The following is a 22,760-nucleotide window of genomic DNA, read 5'->3' on the forward strand; positions in this document are numbered from 1 at the left end:
CGATACAAGGCCAGGCACGAAGTCGAATGCCGGATCAGTGATCCTCATACAGGCCGGAGGAGTCGCGACGCGCTGCGAAGAGTCGCCGTCCGCCAACGGAGTTACCGTCCAACTCGCCCTGCTGCATCAGGCTGCCTGTCGTTCGGCCTGTGAGGTGTAGGGCCGGTGGTGGGCCCGCTCCTCCAGCAGGGTGCGGTGGATGCGTTCGACCTCGCCGTCGGTCTGCGGCCACAAGGGCCGGGTCCGGCGGGGCTGATGCCCAGGTCATGGCAGGTCTGGCGCCAGGTGTTCTTGGTGTAAACCCAGGCGTTGCCGGTCAGCACCCGTTCGATGGTGATGCCGTGTGCGGCGAACCAGGCGGCAGTTCGTCGCAGGAAGCCGGCGCAGGTGGCGGCCTTTTCGTCGGTCAGGTCTTGGTGTGGGCCAGGCGGGAGTGGTCGTCCAGGGCGGCAGGAAGGCGTACCCGGTGCCGTTTCGGCGGTCCTGGTCGGCCCGGCCGGCTGCCCGGCCGAGAACCTTGTGTCCGCCGCCGTCGGGGATGCGGCCGAGTTTCTTGACGTCGACGTGGAGCAGTTCGCCGGGCCGGCCCCGCTCGTGTCGGCGTACGGGTTCGCCGGTGCCCGGCCCAGCGTGGCAGGGCGGGCAGGTGGTGGCGGTGCAGGATGCGGTGGGCGGTGGAGGCGGCGACGCCGCATCGGGCGGCCAGCCTTTCACCGGTCCGATGCGATGTTCGTGCCGCAGACACAGGACCTGCTGTTCGACGGCGGGCGGGGTGCGGCGGAGCCGGTGGGTGCGGGCGGCTGGAGCGGTCCTGCATCCCGGCCGGCCCGTGCTCCCGGTAGCGGCAGGCCCAGCGGGCTGCGGTGGTGTGGTGGCTGATCTGGAAGCGTTCCGCCGCTCGTCGTAGCGGCCAGCCGTCCTCGACGACACACCGGGCCAGACGCAGCCTGCCGGTCGCGGTCGGCGGAGCATCACGGTGGAACGACGAGGGCCTCCCGGGCGTCGGTGCAGACTTCGCAGTCCACACCGAACCCGGAGGCCCTCACCCCGTTCAAGGTCCGCTCAAAGCGTGTCGCCTGTCACCAACCTCTCCGAACAGCACACCTAGCGTCGATGGCTTCCGATGGTGACGACGCCCTTCGTCCTGGCGCCGGTCCTGTTGTCGTAGAGGACATCACCGCCTGACTTCTTCCAGATCTTGATGCGGAAGGTGTCCGGGCCGTCGGTGGCGGTGACTCTGAAGGCGTAGCCACCCTTGCCGCCCACCGTCCCGGTGCCCTGATAGACGGCCTGGGAGCCGTTCACCACGAGCCAGTCGGAGCCGGTCGAGCGGAAGGTGAGCCGGGCGGAGCCGAAGACGAACGTGGCCTTGCCGGTGGGGACAGTGGCTGCCTTCCGGTACTGGGCGCTCAAGGTGAACGCCGCCTTTCCGGTCAGCTCCGGCTTGGCCGGGTAGGCACCGGCCGGCGAGGTGATCGTGCCGACGCCGGCGGCGGATCCGGCGGCGGGGTCGTAGACGATCAGCTCCGCGAGCGTGGTGGAGTCCGTGCCGTCGTCATCGTCGGTGACCGTGACGACCGGGCGGTGGATGCCCGCGTCGTCGTAGACGTGTGCGGCGCGGCAGCCGGAGTCCGTGACCGTGCCGGACGTCGGCCGGCTGCCGTCCTTCCAGTCGACCTCGCAGGTGTGGCTGTCGGCCGAGCCCGGATCGTCGAAGGACGCCGTGACGACGGCGGCCTTGCCCGCCGGGACGGGTGAGCCGGGGCCCTTGGCGGACGTGATCGACGGGACGGCGTTGGAGACCTTGACCGACGCCGTGTCGGTGCCGCGTCCGCCGGTCAGGGTGACCTGGAAGGTGCCGTCGTCGGTGCAGGTGAGGCTCGTGCGGGCTGCTGCGGGGTTGTCGACGGCGCACGGGGCGCCGTCCTGGACGGTCCACTTGGGGGTGCCTGCACCGGAGACGGTGCCGGCGAGCGTGATCGTCCCGCCCTCCGTGCCGGTGGCGTCGGGCCCGGCGTGGACGACGGTGACCGGGTCGATGCCGCCGAGGGTCGGAACGACCTTCTCGATCAGGCCGTCGGAGTCGAACTCCAGCTTGTCGATGGTGGTTTCGCGGTGGGTGCCGTCACCGCCGGGGATGGCGAAGCGGTGGTAGGCGATGTACCAGTCGTCGGTGTTCGGGACGTGGACGACGGAGTGGTGGCCCGGGCCCTTGATGCCCAGCGACAGGTCCTTCTCCAGGATCACGCCCCGCTTGGTCCACGGGCCGGTGGGCGAGGGACCGGTCGCGTAGGCGACGCGGTAGTTCTCGTCGCGGGTGTCGTTCTCCGACCACATGAAGTAGTAGGTGTCCTTGCGCTTGATGACGAAGGTGCCCTCGTTGTAGCCGCTCGGGGTGATGTCCGTGACCTTCGAGGTGTCGATGGACGTCATGTCGTCGCCCAGCGGGACGACGTAGGCGCGGCCGTTGCCCCAGTAGAGGTACTTCGTGCCGTCGTCGTCGGTGAAGACCGCCGGGTCGATCATCTGACCGCGGAAGTCGCCGGCCTTCAGCAGCGGCTTGCCCAGGGCGTCCTTGAACGGCCCGGTGGGCGAGTCGGACACCGCCACGCCGATGTTCGCGTCGGCGCAGAAGTAGAAGTAGTACGTGCCGTCCTTCTCCGTCATCGCCGGCGCCCAGGCCCGGCTGTCCGCCCAGGTGACGTCCGGCCCCAGGTCGAGGATGACGCCATGGTCCTTCCAGTGGACCAGGTCCGTCGAGGAGTAGGCCTTGAACTGCGTGCCGCTCCAGCCCTCGAAGCCGTCGGTCGTCGGGTAGATGTAGAAGGTGTCGCCGAAGCGCACGATGTTCGGGTCCGCGTTCAGCCCCGGCAGGACCGGTGTCTTCATGATCAGCGCCGATACGGTCCACGTGCGCTTCGCACCGTCGGAGCCGGTCACCTCGTACGTCACCGGCTTGGTGAAGTCCTGCACGCTGCCCGAGGCGGGGCTGATCGAAGCACCATGGGCCAGGCTGAACTCCGGTGCCAGCGCGGTGATGTCCGTGCCCGCCTTCAGCGGCAGGGTGATCCTGCTGTCGGCGTCGTCGATCAGTGCGTCGACCTTCAGCGCCGGGTGCGTCACCTTGGCGATGCCCGTCGTGTTGCCGCTGAGCTCCTGGACCTCCGCGGAGGACAGGGCCCGGTCGTAGACGCGGAAGTCGTCGACCTCGCCGCCGAAGTAGGGATCCGCCCCGTACAGCGACCTGCCGATGTAGCCGCTGTAGTCCTTGTTCGCGTCGTACAGGTCGGCCGGCTTGATGCCGACGCCGGTCGCGCGGGCCGCCTCGAAGCCTTCGACGTACAGGACCATGGTGCCGGTCGAGCCGTCGAGGGTCACGGTGACGTGCCGCCACTGCCCCGGCGTGAGCTGCGAACCGGCCGTCAGCTTCGACTCCGCCGCCCAACTGGCCTTGGTGATGGCCGAGTACAGCTTGGAGCCGCCGTTGGACGGTGTGGCGAAGAGGTACTTGTCGCTGTCCGGGCCCAGCCCGAACAGCCACTGGAACGCGTCACCGCCCTTCCACTTGGCGTACGTCGACACGGTCACGCTGTCGGCGTTCTTCAGCACACCGTTCGGGATCTTCACGTAAGGAGAGGTGGTGGAGCTGCTGGAACCGCCGGACATCCTGAACGAGCCGCCGTGCACGCCGCTGCCGAAGTCGGGCGTACGGACGTACGTGCCGTGGTAGCCGTGCCCGCTGGAGTCACGGGCGATGCTGCCGCTCGTCTCGTCGAAGTCGTAGTGCAGCAGCAGGTCGGCCGGGACGTCGGAGCCCTCCTGCGACACGGTGACCTCGGCCCGGACCGCAGCCGCGGCGCCGTTCGGCAGGCTGCCGGTCACGGTGAAGGTGCCAGGCTGTGCGTACGACGACGCCGGTACGTCCGCCCAGTCGACGGAGACCGGCCGCTTGACGCCGTCGGCGTACTCGGCGACGACCGTGGCCGGCAGGACCGGGGCGACACCGACCCGCGTCTTCACCGACACGTCCTCGACGCTCTTCACGAACTGGTCGGGCTGGTAGGCGAGCAGCAGCCGGTCGTACTCGGCCTGGGTGACCGGCAGCACGGTGCCGTGCCGGGGCTTGGCGGGCAGGTCGTAGCCGGTGGACGGGGTCCAGGTGCCGGAGTCGAGGTCGGTCGTCTCGAACGGGATGTAGCCGCGGCCACCGAACTCGTCGAGGAACGCGTACCACTTCTCCTCGGTGTTGGACTTGAACACCAGCGGTCCCTCGGCGGCGTTCATCGCGCCCTTGCCGATGCCCTCGGCTACCGCGGTCCAGGACGGGTTCAGGATCGAGTCGCTCTTCTCCTGGAAGATGAACTTGCTGTTGGGAGTGGAGGAGGTGTTGTTCCGCTCGTCCTTGGACAGGCGGTAGTACGTCCCGTCATGCCGGATCATCGTGGAGTCGATCACCGAGTAGCCGCGGTCGATCCAGACCTTGGGCTCGCTGAAGGTGTAGAAGTCGCGGGTGGTGGCGTACATCATGCGGTTGTACGTGTCGCCGGAGTGGTCCGCGTTGTCGTACAGCTTCGACGCCCAGAAGACCACGTACTCGCCGCGCTCTGCGTCGTAGAACGCCTCCGGCGCCCAGGTGTTGCCCGCGCTGTCGGGTGAGACCTTGACCAGACGCTGGTTCGTCCAGTGCACCAGGTCGGTGGATTCCCAGACCATGATGGACTTGCTGCCGGTGCGCTGGGAGGCGTCCCAGTCGCCGTTGCCGTAGATCCTGAGGTCGGTGGCGATCTGGTAGAACTTGTCGCCCTCCGGGGAGCGGATGATGAACGGGTCGCGCAGGCCCTTCTCGCCGAGGGTCGAGGTGAGAACCGGCTTGCCGTCGTTCAGCTCGCGCCAGTGCAGCGGGTCGTTGCCCTTGCTGAGGGCGGTGTAGAGCTGCTCGCCGTCGGAGGTGCCCTCGCCGGTGAAGTAGCTGAACATGTACCCCTTGAGGGCCGCCGTGGCGGGCAGTTCGGGCACCTTGGCCGTCATGACGCGGGTCGCCTGGGCCTCGCCCTTGGTGACGGTGGCGGTCAGCTCGACGGTGGTGGCGCCGTCGCCGTGCGCGGGGCGGTGGACCTCGCCGTCGGGGGAGACGACGTCCGGCTTCGCGGAGGACCAGGTGACGGCCGTGCCGTAGTCGCCGCTCTTGGGCAGGGTGAGGTTGCCGCGCACGTCGTCGAGATTGTGGACCGTGAGCGCCTCGGCGGCCTGCCGGGTGGCGGCGGCGTCGTCGAGCGCGGGCCGGACCGTGACGTCGAAGCTCTTGGTGCCGGTCACGGTGCCCTTCTTCAGGGTCGCCGTGAGCGTGGCGTGGCCGTCCGGCGAGCCGGCCTCGGGGCGGGTCACCTCGCCGGTGTCCGACACCACGGACGGGTTGTCGCTGGCCCAGCTGATGGAGGAGCCGCCGGCCGTGCCGGTCCTGGGCAGGTCAAGGTCGGAGGTGACGCCGCTGGTGTCACCGAGGCTGAGGGCCTCCTCGTCGTCGGCGACGCCCTGCGTGGCGACGGGGAGGGAGAGCTGCTCGACCTCCGAGCCGGCCAGGGCCCGGTCGTATACACGGAAGTCGCGTATCCGGCCCTTGAAGAGCTTGTCGCCGTCGTAGACGGACTTGCCGATGTAGTTGGCCTTGGTGGTGCCGGAGCCGATGGCGCCGGGTGTGGTGGTGACCGAGGTGTTGCGGCCGACCTCGACGCCGTCCTCGTAGAGCAGACCTGTGGAGCCGGTCTGGGTGTAGGTGATGTGCTTCCACACCCCGCGGGTCAGGTTGTGGGAGTCGGACGGCTTGGTGGTCTGCTCGGTCGACCAGTTGCCCGTCGCGACGGAGGTACGGAAGGAGTTGCCGGTGGTGAACAGGTAGCCGTTGCCGTTGCCCGCGCTGGTGTTGCCGAAGCCGTAGAGGAAGTAGGGCGTGCTCTGGGCGGAGTCGATCAGTACGTCCATGGAGACCGTGATCGAGTCCATGCCCCTCATGACGTCGTCCGGCACCTTGATGTAGGTGTCCGACCCGTTGAAGGCGAGCCCCTGACCGGATGCCGACCAGTCGGCGGTGCCGCTGACCGTGCCGTTCCGGCCGTTGCCGGAGGCGTCGGTGACGGTGCCGCCGGAGCCTGCGTCGAGCTTGTACCACAGGGCCAGGCCGTCGGTGATCTCCGAGGCTTCGACCGCCGGTGCCGCCTGCGCTGGAGCGGCGGGTCCGGCGAGGGTGAACAGCATCGACGCGGCGGTCAGTCCGGCGAGATGGCCCGCCCAACGTCTCGCGCGGCAGCGAAGTCGTGCGAATCGTGCGACGTGCGTCATGTCGAAGTCCCCTGCTGAGGCATGGCTGATGACGGACAAGGCGGAACGGAAAAACGAGGAACGACGAGGCGACGGCAAGTCCTTGTTGTGGACCTTCCGTTACACGCAGGTGACGTGTGTTGCGAGAGTCTCATTCGACGTCCCGGGCAGCGTCAATAGGTTCCGAACAATGTCCGACAGGTCGAACGAATCCGACCGGCTCGTCGTGGTCAATGAGGGGTGAGCCGGGCGCCCTGTGTGTGGGCCGGCCATCGCCACCGCGTTCACCACTGACGCGGTGCGCTCGGCCACCCTCGCGGCCATCTCCCAAGCCAGTACGGCGCGTAGGCGGGTGAGGCCGGCGGGTCGAGCTACGTATTTACGCGTCCGACCTCGATCGTGTGTGGAGCGAACTGAGGTGGACGCGATGTCGACGGCCCTGGGAGTGCCTGAGGCGAGGGAGTCGCCGGGGGAGGCCGCTGGCGCAGGCGATCACCCCGCCAGGGCAGAGGCGACGGCACACACGGAGCGCGCGGCATCCAGCGGCTCCGGCATGCCGGCCACCATGCAGACGAAGCCAGTGCCCCGCCAACCGGCACACCGCGTCATTCCGAAGGAATGCGAAACTCGAATTCGGGACGGTCCCACGGCACTGCGGGCGGGTTCGCGAGCGCGGTCCCGATCCGCACTGCACCGGCGCGGTGGTAGAAGCCCTCGGCGGGAAGATGCGACACGACCTTGACGCGGTCGAGCCCGGCGGCACGGGCCTCGGACTGCATGTGCGCGACGAGCAGTCGTCCAATACCCCGTCCTTGCGCTTCGTCAGCGACGAACAGCAAATCGAGCTCCGGTGGAGCGAGGACGAGCGAGTAGAACCCGAGGACCCGGCCTCCGGGCTCGTCGGCGCCGACGGCTACGAAGGCTCGGTGGGCCTCGATGTAATCAGGACCGACCCGGTAGCCCGCGACTGCGGCTGCGTACTTACCCTCGTAAGCGCCTGAGCCACGCACGAGCCGCGTGAGCCGTTTGGCATCCCGCGCGACGGCCCTCCGTATCGTGATCGGCCGGCAGAGCGGGGAAGTGCGTGAACTCATCGGGAGAGTATTTCGCACCGGAGAGTGCCTTCGTACGGCGGGTCGGCTGCTCGGGCAGGCGTTCCTGCACCACTCCCGGGGGCCACTCGCCCGGGCCCCGATCGACCACGGCACTGCCGCGTCGCCCGCCAGCAGCAACTGGACGCCCGAACCGCTGCGGAGGAGCCGGAGAACGGAGTGGTCGACGGCTGCTTCCCCTGGGCCTGCCGCAGCGACAGCCAGCCTGTGCAGGACGACTTCGGGCTGGCCTCGTGAGGCGGCTCGTCCTCGACCTGTTCGCCGTCCCCGACGACTGGAGCCACGCCCTCACCGTCCTCGGAGCCGGGGACATCGGCCTGGAGCCGCGCACGGGATCTCCGTGCGCCCTTCCCCGCGCTCCACGCAGCCCCGAGGGGACAGGCCGTGCCGCAGAACCTCCAAAACGAGATCGGGCTCGACCAGGATCACGTCCAGTGGTGAGCGCGAACCCCGTGACCTGGTGAACCGCACGCCCTCCCGCGGGTGGCCCGGGCGGGCCGGATGAGCTGTCCGGGGAGCTGCCGGGCCGTATCTGGGTGTACGAGGCTGCTGCGGCCGACCGGGCGCAGCGCGCTCTCGTTGTCGTAGCGGCCGAGCAGATGGGTCTGGGCGCGGTGCAGGATGCCGGTGATGGCGCCGATGACGGCCTCGGTGGTGTCACGGTGACACTGGGGGAGTGTCGGTGTTCGAAAGTCGCAGTATTCGTCCGCAAGGGCTGGCGTCAAGGGCAGGGACTCGCCTGCCCCGGGGAACCGCCCCGACGCCGCAGAGTGGCCCGTGTCTGGATGCGGTCTTGCCGGACTGGTCGCAGTCGCACGGCCATCGCTTTTCATAGGAGTTCGTCCGGGGGCGCGGGCCGGATGATGAGGTGGCACGTCTCGAAGGCGGGTGCGTCACCTGCCTGGCCTGCGGTGACGGTGAAGGAGAGGGGCCGTACGCGGCCATCTGCGGCCAGGTGGACCTTGATGCTCAGCCCGCCGCGGGAGCGTCCGAGCAATCGTGATCGGCGGGCTCGCCGGAGTGGGCCGCCCCCTTTCGAGTGCTCCGGCGGCGTGCTGGTGGGCCCGCACGACCGTGGAGTCCACCGAAACCGTCCAGTCGATGTCGTCATCGGCGTCCGCCGCCTCCAGGATGGCGGCGAGGATCATCTCCCAAGTGCCGTCGACGGCCCCCCATCGAAGAGACACGCGCTAGAGGCCCACCCCGGCTCGGGACGGTTCCGGGGGGCGGACGGTCATCCGCAGCGCGCGCGGCCGTACGGTGAGCCGGGCGACCTGGCGGATGACCTGGCCCTCGGCGAGTTCCAGCCTTACCGAACGCAGCATCGTCGCGAGCGCCGTCACCATCTCGGTGAGGGCGAAACGGTCCCCCATGCACTTGTGCTTGCCCTCCCCGAAGGGCAGGAACGCGCCCGGCGGAAGTTCCTGCGCGGCGTCGTTCCACCGGTCCGGGTCGAAGGTGAGCGGGTCGGGGAAGCGCTCGGGGTCGCGGTGCAGGGCGTGCTGGCAGTAGGCCAGTTCGGTGCCGGCGGGCAGCGTCCACTCGCCGAGCCGGGTCTCCTCGGTGGTACGGCGGGTGACCAGCCAGCCGGGGTGGTGCAGCCGCAGGGTCTCGGTGATCACCCGGTTCAGGTACGGCAGCCGGGTCACGTCGTCGAAGGCGACCGGCCGTCCGCCGAGGACCTCGTCCAGCTCGGCCAGGACCCGGGCCTCGATGCCGGGGTGGCGGGCGAGTTCGTACAGGGTCCAGGACAGCACCGACGCGGTGGTCTCGGTGCCCGCCACGGCCAGGGTGAAGATTTCGGAGCAGATCTGATCCCCGGTCAGCGGCTCGCCGGTCTCCTCGTCGACGGCGCGCAGCAGCATGGAGAGCATGTCCCCGGTGTCGTGCCCGGAGGCCTGCAGCTCGTCGACGGCGGTGTTGATGGTGGCGCGTACGCCGGCCCGGGCCCGGTCGAAGCGGCGGTTGAAGGGCAGCGGCAGGCGCTCGGCCCAGTCGGGCAGCATCATGCGCACACCGACGTCGTTCATCACCACCGACAGGTCGCTGCGCAGCCGTCGGAAGACGGCGTCGTCGAGGCTGCCGGAGAACACCGTCTTGGCCAGCATGTCGAGGCTCAGCCCGACCATCGCCTCGCGTACGTCGAGGGCCCGCCCGGGCTCCCAGCCGGCGACCGTGGCCGTCACCTCGGCGCGCATGATGTCGACGTACCGGCTGATCTCGGTGTGGGCGAACGCCGGTTGCACCTGGCGACGTTTGCGTACGTGAGTCCGGCCGGTGGCGGTGACGACACTGTCACCCAGCAGTTGGCCCAGCTTGTCGTAGAGTCGGCCCTTGTCGAGGGTGGGCGCCAGGGCCTTGAGCATCTGGTGGATCAGGGCCGGATCCTGGACCACGACGGTCCGCGTCCCGGGTTGCAGGACGATCTCGACGAGTGGTTCCCGTGTCTCGCGCAGCGAGTCGATGAAGCCGAGGTTGTCGCGCATTTTCAGAGCGTGGCCTATGAACGGAAACGATCCTGCGGCCCGAGGTATGGGGGGAAGCGCAGTGGACGTCACGGGTCATCCCTTCACGTCAATCTTGGGCACCCCTATGACTTCCCTGAACTTTCCTCAGCGCAATCCTGTCATGAACGTGTCCTGCGCCACCTGGGACGAGCTGGTCGAGGGGAGGAGAAGCCCGTGCCCGCCCCATTCCGGTCCGCCGAGCTTGGTCGCCTGGGCCTGGCTAAAGGCTGTTGCGGAAGGCTTGGTGGCGGACATTTTGCCTGTATGGGTGGGGGTTGAGGGCTGAGCCGGTGTGGGTGGAGACGTTCACCGGGTTGCCGATGGGGCGCTTTGAAAAGCTGCTTCGGGTGGTGCATGCCGAATGACGCAACACGGACACTGTCCGATCTGCCACCGAGCAAGCCCCCGAAGCGGCCCATGAAACCCCTACATAGGGGCAGCACGCACACACCGCCCATGAACTATGTAGTCCCACCACATGTGCCCCTGACCTGCGCGTTCCTACGGTGTTCCGACACCAATCCGTCCCCACCGCACACGAGGAAGTGGCGCGCATGACCTCCGCAACACCCGCTCCCCCACCCCCCGCCAGCCTCAAACGCATCGTCACCGCCAGCCTCATCGGCACCACCATCGAGTGGTACGACAACTCATTCGATCGGTGCTAGGAACTGCGGTTTTCCATGAATCTTGGCCTGAAAGTCAGCACGGAACCAGCACGAGGTTGGCGGCGTGCTGACTCGGTGCTGGCCTGCCTGCGTCGCAGCACGCTCCATTGGCCCGGTCGGCATCCGCGCATGGTTGCTCAGTGTCACCAACGGCTTGAGCTGATGAGAAGTCGCAGATCCAGGCGCTCGACCGGTCCCAGCCGGTGCTGCCGATGATGCCCGGTGTTTCCGAACGCCGCAGTCACGACTACATCCGCGCCGGCACCACCACCTTGTTCGCCGCCCTGGAGGTCGCCACGGGGAAGGTGATCGGCTCCCTGCACCGGCGACACCGCGCCGTGGAGTTCAAGAAGTTCCTCACCAAGCTGGACAAGGAAGTGCCCGCCGACCTCGACGTGCACCTCATCCTCGACAACTACGTCACCCACAAAACACCCGCCATCAAGAAGTGGCTGCTGGCCCACCCACGCTTCCGTCTGCACTTCACACCGACGAGTTCGTCCTGGCTGAACCTGGTGGAACGGTGGTTCGCCGAACTCACGCAGAAGAAACTCAAGCGTGGCGTCCACCGCTCCGTCCAGGCTCTCGAGCGCGACATCCGCGGCCGGCTTGCCGACTGGAACGAGCATCCAAAGCCCTTCGTCTGGACGAAGACCGCTGACGAGATCCTCGACAATGTCGCCGCCTACTGCCGACGGATCTCTGACTCAGGTCACTAGTGTGGTGCGCCCGAAATCTCGGGCTTAAGTCTGTAGCCTGTTTTCATGTCTCGGGGTCCTCGTGCCGTCGAAGTTGTGCTGTCCGATGAGGAGCGCGCCGAGTTGCTGCGCTGGGCGGGCGGGGCGGTGGCGCCCCGTCTTGTCGAGCGGGCACGCATCGTCTTGGCGTGCGCGGACGGGAAGCCGAATACGCGTGTGGCGGCGGAGTTCAAGGTAACCGCGGACACGGTGAGGAAGTGGCGGTCGCGGTTTGCTGCCCGGCGGATGGCCGGACTTGCGGATGAGCCGCGGCCGGGCCGGCGCAAGTCGGAGCTGGTGCTCAGTGATGACGAACGGGCTCAGCTGACGCGTTGGGCGAGGCGCGCCAAGACCGCGCAGTTCCTGGCTCTGCGCGCGAGAATCGTGCTGCTGTGCGCGGAGGGCGGGACGAACAAGCAGGTGGCGGCCGAACTCGGGGTGCGCGAGCAGTCGGTGAGCCGCTGGCGGGCCCGGTTCGTCAAGCGGCGGCTGGACGGGCTGGTCGACGAGCCGCGGCCCGGCAGGCCGCCCTCGATCCTGCTCGACCAGGTCGAGGACGTGGTCATCGCGACGCTGGAATCCACGCCAGGTAAGGACACGCACTGGTCGCGGACTTCGATGGCCGAGCGCACCGGGCTGTCGAAGTCCACCATCGGGCGGATCTGGAAGCGGTTCGACCTCAAGCCGCACCTGCAGGATGCCTTCAAGCTCTCCACCGATCCGCAGTTCGTCGCGAAGGTCGTCGACGTCGTCGGCCTGTATCACCACCCGCCGGAGAAGGCGGTGGTTCTGTGCGTGGACGAGAAGAGCCAGATTCAGGCGCTGGACCGCTCGCAGCCGGTGCTGCCGATGATGCCGGGCATGCCCGAGCGGCGCACCCACGACTACCTACGGCACGGCATCACCAGCCTGTTCGCCGCCTTCAACATCGCCGACGGCACCGTCATATCGGCACTGCACCGCCGCCACCGGGCGATCGAGTTCAAGAAGTTCCTGGTCACGATCGACAAAGCGGTACCTGCCGGCCTCGACGTCCATCTGGTCTGTGACAACTACGCCACCCACAACACCGCCGAGATCAGGACGTGGCTCAGCAAACACCCCCGGTTCCACGTCCACTTCACTCCGACCGGCTCCTCCTGGATGAACCAGGTCGAGCGGTGGTTCGGCCTGTTGACCGACAAACTCATCCGTCGGGGCGTCCACACCTCCGTGAAGGCCCTGGAGGACGACATCACCGCGTGGATCGACACCTGGAACGAGAATCCGCGGCCCTTCACCTGGACCAAGACCGCCGACGAGATCCTCAACTCACTCGCCGACTACCTCACCAAAGTCACTCCGCCAGCCAACAAAAACCAGGAAGAAACTTAAGCCCGAGATTTCGGGCGCACCACACTAGTGTGGTGCGCCCGAAATCTCGGGCTTAAGTCTGTAGCCTGTTTTCATGTCTCGGGGTCCTCGTGCCGTCGAAGTTGTGCTGTCCGATGAGGAGCGCGCCGAGTTGCTGCGCTGGGCGGGCGGGGCGGTGGCGCCCCGTCTTGTCGAGCGGGCACGCATCGTCTTGGCGTGCGCGGACGGGAAGCCGAATACGCGTGTGGCGGCGGAGTTCAAGGTAACCGCGGACACGGTGAGGAAGTGGCGGTCGCGGTTTGCTGCCCGGCGGATGGCCGGACTTGCGGATGAGCCGCGGCCGGCCGGCGCAAGTCGGAGCTGGTGCTCAGTGATGACGAACGGGCTCAGCTGACGCGTTGGGCGAGGCGCGCCAAGACCGCGCAGTTCCTGGCTCTGCGCGCGAGAATCGTGCTGCTGTGCGCGGAGGGCGGGACGAACAAGCAGGTGGCGGCCGAACTCGGGGTGCGCGAGCAGTCGGTGAGCCGCTGGCGGGCCCGGTTCGTCAAGCGGCGGCTGGACGGGCTGGTCGACGAGCCGCGGCCCGGCAGGCCGCCCTCGATCCTGCTCGACCAGGTCGAGGACGTGGTCATCGCGACGCTGGAATCCACGCCAGGTAAGGACACGCACTGGTCGCGGACTTCGATGGCCGAGCGCACCGGGCTGTCGAAGTCCACCATCGGGCGGATCTGGAAGCGGTTCGACCTCAAGCCGCACCTGCAGGATGCCTTCAAGCTCTCCACCGATCCGCAGTTCGTCGCGAAGGTCGTCGACGTCGTCGGCCTGTATCACCACCCGCCGGAGAAGGCGGTGGTTCTGTGCGTGGACGAGAAGAGCCAGATTCAGGCGCTGGACCGCTCGCAGCCGGTGCTGCCGATGATGCCGGGCATGCCCGAGCGGCGCACCCACGACTACCTACGGCACGGCATCACCAGCCTGTTCGCCGCCTTCAACATCGCCGACGGCACCGTCATATCGGCACTGCACCGCCGCCACCGGGCGATCGAGTTCAAGAAGTTCCTGGTCACGATCGACAAAGCGGTACCGGCCGGCCTCGACGTCCATCTGGTCTGTGACAACTACGCCACCCACAACACCGCCGAGATCAGGACGTGGCTCAGCAAACACCCCCGGTTCCACGTCCACTTCACTCCGACCGGCTCCTCCTGGATGAACCAGGTCGAGCGGTGGTTCGGCCTGTTGACCGACAAACTCATCCGTCGGGGCGTCCACACCTCCGTGAAGGCCCTGGAGGACGACATCACCGCGTGGATCGACACCTGGAACGAGAATCCGCGGCCCTTCACCTGGACCAAGACCGCCGACGAGATCCTCAACTCACTCGCCGACTACCTCACCAAAGTCACTCCGCCAGCCAACAAAAACCAGGAAGAAACTTAAGCCCGAGATTTCGGGCGCACCACACTAGTCGGCCATCAACGCCTGACCATGCCGACCAGATCGGGCAAGGCCTCTGCGATGCCGTACCACGTGGTGGCGACATCACTGATCCGGGCGGCGTGCATGACCGGGACGGACTGCTGCTGCTCGATCCACCCAGCGAACCCCAAGTGGGGAGGGGCCGAAGTGGACATCAGAGGAATGGCGCGGCTCTGGGTCGGCGACTGTGCTGATCGGCCCCTTGATCAGAGCGACTGAGCATGCCGGGGACGGGCGCCTCTAACGGCACTGAGCAGGGTGTCCCAGGACTGCTGGAATTTGCGCACGCCCTCATTCTCCAGGGCCTGTACGACACCGGCGTACGAGATGCCCAGTTCCTCGACGGCGTCGAGGTCGGCCCGGGCCTGCTCGTACGTGCCGACGATGGTGTTGCCGGTCATCTCCCCATGGTCGGCGGCAGCTTTCAGGGTGGCCTCCGGCATGGTGTTCACGGTGTCCGGCGCCACCAGCTCGGTGACGTACATCGTGTCCTTGTACGCCTTGTCCTTCACACCGGTGGACGCCCACAGCGGACGCTGCCTGTGGGCGCCGGCGCTTTGCAGCGCGCTCCAGCGGTGGGAGGGCGGCGTCGCCCCGTCGGCGGAGCCGAAGACCTCCTCGTAGGCCTGGTAGGCGAGACGGGCGTTGGCGAGGGCGGCTCTGCCGCGCAGCGCCCTGGCCTCCGGGCTACCCAGGGCGTCCAACCGCTTGTCGATCTCGGTGTCGACACGGGAGACGAAGAAGGACGCCACCGAGTGGATCCGGTCGAGGTCGAGGCCCTTGTCGCGCGCCTTCTCCAGGCCCATGAGGTAGGCCTCCATGACCTCGCGGTAGCGGTCCAACGAGAAGATCAGCGTGACGTTGACGCTGATCCCGAGACCGATGACGTCGGTGATGGCCCGGAGCCCCGCCCTGGTGGCCGGAATCTTGATCAGGACGTTGGGACGGTCGATCAACCAGGCGAGATGTCTGGCATCGGCGATCGTCGCATCCGCGGCGTGTGCGAGCCGGGGGTCCACCTCGATGGAGACCCACCCGTCCCGGCCGCCGGTGGTGTCGAAGACCGGGCGCAGGACGTCGGCGGCCTCCCGCACGTCCGCCGCGGTGAGCAAACGGACGGCCTCGGCGACCCTGACACCTCGCAGGGCCATGTCGTGGAGCTGGTCGACGTAGTCGCCACCGTCACCGATCGCCTGCTGGAAGATCGTGGGATTGGTGGTGACGCCCACGACGTGGTGCCGGTCGATCAGCTCGGCGAGGTTGCCGGACGTGAGCCGCTTGCGGGACAGGTCGTCCAGCCAGATCGCCACGCCTTCCTCGGACAAGCGCTTGAGCGAGTCGTCATTCATGGGAGGCGTGTCTCCTGCTGTGCGGCCGGTGAGGGATTCCCGGGCGGCAGCGGCCACGGCCTCGGGAGTGAAGCCGAACTCGTGGAAAAGGACCTTGCCGTCGGCCGACGCGCCAAAGTGCTCCAGGGAGACGATGCGGCCGGCGTCGCCGACGTACTTGTGCCAGGTGAGACCGACCCCGGCCTCCACCGCGACACGCGCCTTCACGCTCGGCGGCAAGACGCTGTCCCGGTATTCCCGGTCCTGTTCCTCGAACCACTCGACCGACGGCATGGACACGACCCGTGTCCGGATTCCCTCGGCCTGGAGTTGCCACCGGGCGGTCACTGCCAGTTGTACTTCCGAACCGGTGGCGATCAGCAGCACCTGCGGCTCGCCGCCGTCGGCCTCGAACAGGACGTAACCGCCCTTGGCGGCATCGTCGTTGAGCTCGTACGTGGGCACGCCCTGGCGGGTGAGCGCGAGACCATGCGGGGCCGGGTCGGTTGTGTGCCGCCTGAGGATCTCGCGCCAGGCGATGGCCGTCTCGTTGGCGTCGGCCGGGCGCACGATGTTCAGGCCCGGGATCGCGCGCAGCGACGCCAGGTGCTCGACCGGCTGGTGGGTCGGGCCGTCCTCGCCCAGGCCGATGGAGTCGTGCGTCCACACGTACGTCACCGGCAGGTGCATCAGCGCCGACAGCCGCACCGCGTTGCGCATGTAGTCGGAGAAGACCAGGAAGGTGCCGCCGTAGATCCGGGTGTTGCCGTGCAGCGCGATGCCGTTCATCTCGGCGGCCATCGCGTGCTCGCGGATACCGAAGTGGATCGTGCGGCCGTACGGGTCCGCCTCCGGCAGCGGGTTGTCCGCCGGGAGGAACGACGACGTCTTGTCGATGGTCGTGTTGTTGGAGCCGGCCAGGTCCGCCGAACCACCCCACAGTTCTGGGACGACCTCACCGAGCGCTTGGAGTACTTTGCCCGACGCCGCACGCGTGGCGATCGCCTTTCCGGCTTCGAAGACGGGCAAGTGCGACTCCCAGCCCTGCGGCAGCTCACCCGCGCGGATGCGGTCGAACCCGGCGGCGCGCTCCGGTTCGTTGGTGCGCCACTCCTGGAACCGCTTCTCCCACCAGGCCCGCGCCTCGCGTCCGCGTTCGCCCAACTCGCGTGTGTGGGACAGCACTTCATCCGCGACCTCGAAGCTCTGCTCCGGGTCGAAGCCCAGCACCCGCTTCGTCGCGGCGACCTCGTCCTCGCCCAGCGCCGAGCCGTGCGCGGCCTCGGTGTTCTGCGCGTTCGGGGCCGGCCAGGCGATGATCGAGCGCATCGCGATGAACGACGGCTTGTCCGTGACGGCCTTGGCCTTCTGGATCGCCTCGAAGATCGCGGCCGGGTCCAGGTCGCCGTTCTCCTGCGGCTGCACCCGCTGCACGTGCCAGCCGTAGGCCTCGTAGCGCAGAGCCGTGTCCTCGGAGACGGCCGTCTCGGTGTCGCCCTCGATCGAGATGTGGTTGTCGTCCCACAGCAGGATCAGGTTGCCGAGCTTCTGGTGGCCCGCGAGGGAGGAGGCCTCGGCGGAGATGCCCTCCTGGAGGCAGCCGTCGCCGGCGATGCAGTAGATGAAGTGGTCGAAGGGGGACTCGCCCGCGGGAGCCTCCGGGTCGAACAGACCACGCTCGTAGCGGGCGGCCATCGCCATGCCCACCGCGTTGGCGACACCCTGCCCGAGCGGGCCGGTCGTCGTCTCCACACCGGTCGTGTGCCCGTACTCGGGGTGGCCGGGGGTCTTCGAGCCCCAGGTGCGGAAGGACTTCAGGTCGTCCAGCTCCAGGCCGAAGCCGGCCAGGTACAGCTGGGTGTAGAGGGTCAGGGACGAGTGGCCGGCGGACAGCACGAAGCGGTCCCGCCCGACCCAGTCGGCGTCCGCCGGGTCGTGCCGCATCACCTTCTGGAAGAGGGTGTAGGCGGCAGGCGCGAGGCTCATCGCCGTACCCGGATGGCCGTTACCGACCTTCTGTACGGCATCGGCGGCCAGGACACGCGCGGTGTCGACGGCCCGCTGGTCCAACTCGGTCCAAGTGAAGGGGCTGACGGGCGGGAGGTGAGCTGCGTCCACGGACGGGGACGGGTGCACGGGTGAACTCCAGATTCAAAAAGGGGGTGGGGCGGCGCGGTGGACCCCCTCCCGCCCGGGGCCGGACGGGAGGGACGGTCTGCCGGAGGAGGGCGGGGTCACTTCCTTCCCCAGAGCTTCTGGTACGCCTCCCGGTATCCCTTGGGGTCCCAGGAGGACTTGCCGCCGCTGTTGTCGGCCGTGGTGATGTGGGCCGGGGCGACATAGCCGCTGGCGGGCTTGCCGGCGAAGGCGCGGTTGAACTCGTCGACGATCTGCCAGCCCTGCTCGGACAGCGGCTCCGGAACGGTCGCCGTCTGGAACTGCTTGCTGTTGATCCGCTGGAAGGCCGACGGGTCGCCGTCGCCCGCGCCGATGTTGAAGGGCGCTCCGTTGCCCTGCTTGCCCGACGCGCGCAGGGACGGGGCGGCGTCGGCGAAGTACAGGTCGTTGATGGCGATGGAGTTGGTCCACTTGGTGCCGAAGCGGGACAGCAGCGCGGACACCTCCTGCGGGGTGCGGTTGCTGGCGTCGGCGATGGGGATATTGGACGTCGTCAGGACCTTGACGTCGGAGCAGGTGGCGAGTTCCTTCTCGATCAGGTCCGACTTGCCCTTGGCGAAGGGGATGGAGGCGTCGGTGAAGACGACCACGCCGGCCCGGCCGTTGGACTGGCTGATGACCCAGTCGGCGCTGATCTTGGCGACGTCCTGCACCTTCGTGGTGACGTTGCTGAAGAGCTTCGGGTTCGTGCTGGGGCCGGGGGCGTCCACGGCGTGCCAGCCGATGAGCGGGATGCCGGCGGCGTTGGCCTGGGCGACCTGCTGTGCGGTCGACTTGGGGTCAAAGCCGGACAGCACGATCCCGTCGGGCTTGACGGCGACGGCCTGGCTGAGGGCGGCCTGGATACCGGCCGGAGTGCCCTGGCCGTCGATGATCCGCATCTTCCAGCCGATGGCCTTGGCGGCTTCCTTCACTCCCTCGGCGGCGCCGGCGACTCCCGGGTTGGTCATGCTCTGGGCGACGTAGACGATGGTCTTGCCCGGCACCGCCTTGGGGCCGGTCGTCGGGCCGTCCCAGGGGGCGTTGACGTCCTCGGCCGCCTTGACCGCGGCCTTGGCCTTGGCGAGGACGGCGGGACAGCCGGCCTTCGCGTCGGAGACGGCGGCGGCACTGCCGGCTTCCGAACCTCGGGTGCAGCCCGAGGCGCAGGCGGTGACCAGAGCGAGCGCGGCCACAGCTCTCAGCGGTGTGATGCGGGTGTGGTGGTGCGACACGGGCGTGCTCCTTGCTGACGTGCGGGGCGGGTGGGCGGGAGAAGGGAGGGGCGGTCCCTTCGCCGGGAGATCTCAGGCCTGGTCCGTGGACGGGGCCGGCGTGGGCGGCGCTGGCTCGGAGAGGGACTTGCGGGTGGCGGTGGCTCCGGCGCGCAGACGGCGGCGTGCGGAGTAGCCGGCCAGGCCGACGGCGAGGAGGAGGGTGCCGCCGTTGAACAGGGACGTGGCCCAGAACTCGGCGCCGAGCTGCTGGATGCCGGCGAGGCCGATGGCGAGGATGGCGACGGCGACGACGGTGCCGGCGGCGTTGGCACGCCCAGGCTTGATGGCGGTGGAGCCGAGGAGCGCGCCCACGAAGGCGGGCAGCAGATAGTCCATGCCGACGCTGGGGTTGCCGATCTGCTGCTGGGCGGCGAGCAGGACCCCTGCGAAGCCGACCACGATGCCGGATCCGGCGAACGCGTAGACGCCGTAGCGGCGGGTGGGGATGCCGACCAGGTCGGCGGCGCGGGCGTTGGAGCCGATGACGTACAGGTAGCGGCCGAGCGGCAGCCGCTCCAGCAGCAGCCAGAGGATGACGGCGAGGCCGAGGACGTAGAAGGCGGGTACGGGCAGGCCGAGGAACGTCGAGTCGTACAGGTCCGTGAAGGCCGGGGGCAGGCCATGCGGGCCGGGGACGATGCGGGCGCCGTCGGTGATCCAGCCGGTGCAGGCGTACAGGACACTGCCGGTGCCGAGGGTGGCGATCAAGGAGTCGATCTTGGCGAACTCGACCAGCAGGCCGTTGAAGACACCGATGAGGCCGCCTCCGGCGATCACGACGAGGCAGGCCACCGGCCAGGGCCAGCCGTTGTTGACGATGAGCTGCATCGCCAGGACGTGGGCGAGGCCGAGGCCGTAGCCGACGGACAGGTCGAACTTGCCGGTGACGATGGGGATCATCGCGCCGAGCGCGAGCATCGCGGGGATCGACTGGTTGGACAGGATCGACGAGGCGTTGGCCAGGGTCGGGAAGGTGTCCGGCAGGGCGAGGGAGAAGACCAGGAACAGCAGGACGGTGAGGGTGAGCAGGCCGTAGGTGCCTATGAGGTGGCCGCGGAGCCGGCCGCCGCCAGGGGGCTTCTGCTTTCCGGTGCCCGGTTTGCGCGGATTTTCGGTTGTGGCGGTGCGGGGGGTCGGGCTCGTGTTCCGCAGGGCGTGGCGGGAGGATTCGGTCTCGGTGGCCATCAGTGGGTGCCCGTTCCGGTCAGCGCCGGCATGGCCGACGCGGCATGGGTGAGTTCGGTGACGTTGAGGGCTTCGCCGGACAGTTCCGCGGTCACGCCGCCCCGTACGAAGACCAGGGCCCGGTGGCAGACGTCGGCGACCTCTTCGAAATCGGTGGAGATGAGCAGGACGGCGAGTCCAGCTGCGAGGGCGTCGTCGAGGAGCCGGTAGATCTCGGCCTTGGCGCCGACGTCGACGCCGGCGGTCGGTTCCTCGAGGATCACCACGCGGCGGCTCAGGCGCAGCCAGCGGCCGATCATGACCTTCTGCTGGTTGCCGCCGGAGAGGGTGGCGATCGGTGCCTCGGGGTCGGCGGGGCGCACTCCGAAGCGCTCCACCAGGTCGCCGGCCTCCGCGCGCTCATGCCTCGGGCTGATCCAGCGCCAGGGTGAGTGGGCGTCCGCGCGGGGGTTGGCCAGGAAGTTCTCGCGCACGGTGAGTTCGAGGGCGCAGCCCTCCTCCTGGCGGTTGCTGGTGACGAAGCCGATTCCCGCGTCCACGGCGGCGGCTACCGAACGGGGGCGGTACGGACTGCCGTCGAGCACTACCTCGCCTTCGGTGAAGGGGCGGGCTCCGGCGAGGGCGCGGCCGAGGTCCATGTGGCCGGCGCCGGTGAGGCCGACCATGCCGAGGACCTCCCCGGCGCGCAGCTCCAGGTCGACGGGGCCGGCGCCCTCGGTGGTGGCACCGGTCAGGCGCAGCACGGTGGCGGCCGTGGTGCCGGTGGTGCGGGGTGCGGCGGGACGGTGGCTCTCCGGCTCACGTCCGACGATGTCGTGCACGATCCGCTCGGGGCCGTGCTCGGCGAGCAGGCCCTGGCTGATGAGGTGCCCGTCGCGAAGGACGGCGAAGCGGTCGGCGACCTGGTAGACCTCGTCGAGGCGGTGGCTGACGTAGACGATGGCGTGGCCGCGGTCCCGCAGCGTGTGCAGGACGTCGAAGAGCCGGGCGCAGTCGGCGGCGGGCAGGCTGGCGGTGGGCTCGTCGAGGACGATGAGGCGAGCGCGGGTGGACAGCGCGCGGGCGATGGCGACAAGGGAGCGCTCGGCGCGGGTGAGGTCGGCGACGGCCGCGTCCGGGGCGAGGTGACCGGCGACGATGTCCAGGGCCTCGGTGCAGCGCCGCCGTACCTGCCGCCAGGAGACGAGGCCGCCCTTGCGGGGGTAGCCGGTGCCCAGGGCGACGTTCTCGGCCACCGACATCCACTCCACCAGGCCCAGGTCCTGGTGGATGAAGGACATCTCGGTGGAGGCCGCGTCGGTGCCGAGGGGGTGTCCGGCGATGGTGACCTGGCCTTCATCGGCGCGGTAAACACCGGCAAGGATCTTGATAAGTGTGGATTTTCCGGCACCGTTGTGCCCCAATAGGGCAAGGACGCTGCCCGCGTGGATATCGAGGTCGACATCGGCGAGGGCGAGGGTGCCGCCGAACCGCTTGCGCAGTCCGCGAATCGTCACCAGCGGGCGGGGATCCGCGAGCCCGTCGGGCGGCGAATGGCTGGGAGTCGTGTCATCGGGAGCGTCGTTCACGGACTTCTCCGGGGATCTGCCGGCCGAGGACCACTCCATCGGCTCGCCCAGAATCCTGAACTCATCCCAGCATGTTGGTCAAGGCTTCGGCAGACATAGATTGCCCCAAAGTTACGGCGGCCGTACGGAAAGGTTCCGTACGGCCGCCGTCGCGTCGCTCTCCCCGGCGGGACCTCACAGGTCCCGCGCGCCCTCACCCGCCGCTCATGGACATCCCCTGCGGCAGCATCGGGTTCTCCAGCCCCGCCGCGATGTCGCGCAGGTCCTTCAGCAGCGCCTCACGGAACTCGTCGTCGAGCCGCGCCTTGAGTACGGTGACGCTGATCGCGAAGGGCGCCGAGTCCGTACGGAATCCCGTGACAGGTACGGCCAGGCAGAGCACACCCGCCGTGGCTTCCTCGTCGTCGATCGCGTACCCGCGCTCCCGGGCCGCCGCCAGGTCCTCCAGCAGCGCGGGCACGGACGTCAGGGACCGCTCACTGAGGGCGGGCAGGGTCCTGCCGCGCAGCCGGTCCTCGGCCACCGCCGGGTCCAGGGTCGACAGGATCGCCTTCCCGGTGGCCGTGCAGTTCGCCGGGAACCGGTCGCCGATGTTGGCCGTGAGGCGCAACGGCTGAGTGCCGTCGTACCGGGCGAGGTACAGCACGTCCAGGCCGTCGAGGACGGCGACCCGGGCGGTCTCCCGGGAGATGTGCGAGCTGCGCCGGCACAGCTCGTAGAAGTCGCGGAGCTGGTCCACCGTGGACAGGTAGCGGCCACCGAGCTCCACCAGCTTGCGCCCCAGGCTGAAGCCGGTGCCGTTGCGCGTGATCATGCCTGCCGCCTCCAGAGAGGCACACAGGTTCCCCGTCGAGGACTTCGGCAGACCCAGGGCGCGGGCGAGCTCGCTCACCGACAGCGGTCGGCCTTCCGCCTCACCGAGCGTGTCGAGGATCGCCACGGCCCGTGTCACCGCCGGGACAAGACTTCCCGGGTCGCTTGCGCTCACCGTCAACTCCACCCATCATTCTGTTCGTCGTTCAGCATGTTGTTATTGTCCCTCGTGTGTCCCCGAACGACAATGCCGTCGGCGCA

12 protein-coding genes and 3 pseudogenes are annotated in these 22,760 nt (G+C 68.7%); 4 read left to right on the plus strand and 11 right to left on the minus strand.

The genetic code is table 11. The features are described 5' to 3' along the window. Nucleotides 1-129: 129 nt before the first annotated feature. The 5 genes and pseudogenes from V8690_RS03010 to V8690_RS03030 all read right to left on the minus strand — a co-directional run. Nucleotides 130-1,027: pseudogene (locus tag V8690_RS03010) on the minus strand (IS481 family transposase); the annotation flags it as partial. A gap of 77 nt (nt 1,028-1,104) precedes the next feature. Then, a complete protein-coding gene (locus V8690_RS03015; RefSeq protein WP_338775733.1) occupies nt 1,105-6,336 on the minus strand; it encodes a family 43 glycosylhydrolase in 5,232 nt (1,743 codons plus the stop codon). 584 nt (nt 6,337-6,920) lie between these two features. Further along, a complete protein-coding gene (locus tag V8690_RS03020) occupies nt 6,921-7,409 on the minus strand; it encodes a GNAT family N-acetyltransferase (protein WP_338775734.1) in 489 nt (162 codons plus the stop codon). An 898-nt stretch (nt 7,410-8,307) separates the two neighbouring features. After that, nucleotides 8,308-8,518 (minus strand): annotated as a pseudogene (locus tag V8690_RS03025) (IS5/IS1182 family transposase); the annotation flags it as partial. Nucleotides 8,519-8,617: 99 nt separating this feature from the next. Next, the gene (locus V8690_RS03030) at nt 8,618-9,985 is read right to left on the minus strand and encodes a cytochrome P450 (protein WP_338775735.1); all 1,368 of its coding nucleotides are present in this window, start codon (nt 9,983-9,985) and stop codon (nt 8,618-8,620) included. 778 nt (nt 9,986-10,763) lie between these two features. Here V8690_RS03030 and V8690_RS03035 point away from each other — a divergent pair. The 4 genes and pseudogenes from V8690_RS03035 to V8690_RS03050 form a co-directional block, all read left to right on the plus strand. Next, nucleotides 10,764-11,321: pseudogene (locus V8690_RS03035) on the plus strand (IS630 family transposase); the annotation flags it as partial. Nucleotides 11,322-11,366: 45 nt separating this feature from the next. Next, the gene (locus tag V8690_RS03040; protein ID WP_338775736.1) at nt 11,367-12,713 is read left to right on the plus strand and encodes an IS630 family transposase; all 1,347 of its coding nucleotides are present in this window, start codon (nt 11,367-11,369) and stop codon (nt 12,711-12,713) included. Between the two features lie 73 nt (nt 12,714-12,786). Then, nucleotides 12,787-13,086 carry a helix-turn-helix domain-containing protein gene (locus V8690_RS03045; RefSeq protein WP_338775737.1) on the plus strand — a complete coding sequence of 100 codons (300 nt, stop codon included), beginning with the start codon at nt 12,787-12,789 and terminating at the stop codon, nt 13,084-13,086. Further along, on the plus strand, nt 13,053-14,132 hold the full coding sequence (locus V8690_RS03050; protein ID WP_338785228.1) for an IS630 family transposase: 1,080 nt from the start codon (nt 13,053-13,055) through the stop codon (nt 14,130-14,132). The genes V8690_RS03045 and V8690_RS03050 overlap by 34 nt, the downstream gene beginning before the upstream one ends. A gap of 35 nt (nt 14,133-14,167) precedes the next feature. Here V8690_RS03050 and V8690_RS03055 read toward each other — a convergent pair whose 3' ends face one another. From V8690_RS03055 to V8690_RS03080, 6 genes are all read right to left on the minus strand, one after another. Continuing rightward, complete coding sequence (locus V8690_RS03055) at nt 14,168-14,302, minus strand: hypothetical protein (protein ID WP_338775738.1); 135 nt, start codon at nt 14,300-14,302, stop codon at nt 14,168-14,170. Nucleotides 14,303-14,377: 75 nt separating this feature from the next. Next, complete coding sequence (tkt, locus tag V8690_RS03060) at nt 14,378-17,617, minus strand: transketolase (RefSeq protein ID WP_338785229.1); 3,240 nt, start codon at nt 17,615-17,617, stop codon at nt 14,378-14,380. A gap of 116 nt (nt 17,618-17,733) precedes the next feature. Beyond that, nucleotides 17,734-18,852 (minus strand): substrate-binding domain-containing protein, encoded by a 1,119-nt coding sequence (locus V8690_RS03065; protein WP_338785230.1) that lies wholly within the window; start codon nt 18,850-18,852, stop codon nt 17,734-17,736. A 111-nt stretch (nt 18,853-18,963) separates the two neighbouring features. Then, entirely contained in the window at nt 18,964-20,118 is a 1,155-nt protein-coding gene (locus V8690_RS03070; protein ID WP_338775740.1) for an ABC transporter permease, read from the minus strand. Beyond that, nucleotides 20,118-21,686, minus strand: a complete 1,569-nt coding sequence (locus V8690_RS03075) for a sugar ABC transporter ATP-binding protein (RefSeq protein ID WP_338775741.1) — start codon at nt 21,684-21,686, stop codon at nt 20,118-20,120. Before V8690_RS03075 ends, V8690_RS03070 begins: the two co-directional genes overlap by 1 nt. Before the next feature lie 193 nt (nt 21,687-21,879). Beyond that, nucleotides 21,880-22,674 carry an IclR family transcriptional regulator gene (locus tag V8690_RS03080; RefSeq protein ID WP_338775742.1) on the minus strand — a complete coding sequence of 265 codons (795 nt, stop codon included), beginning with the start codon at nt 22,672-22,674 and terminating at the stop codon, nt 21,880-21,882. Nucleotides 22,675-22,760: the final 86 nt, after the last annotated feature.

Origin of the sequence: Streptomyces sp. DG1A-41 (assembly GCF_037055355.1) — a bacterium.
In the GTDB taxonomy this organism is placed as follows: domain Bacteria; phylum Actinomycetota; class Actinomycetes; order Streptomycetales; family Streptomycetaceae; genus Streptomyces.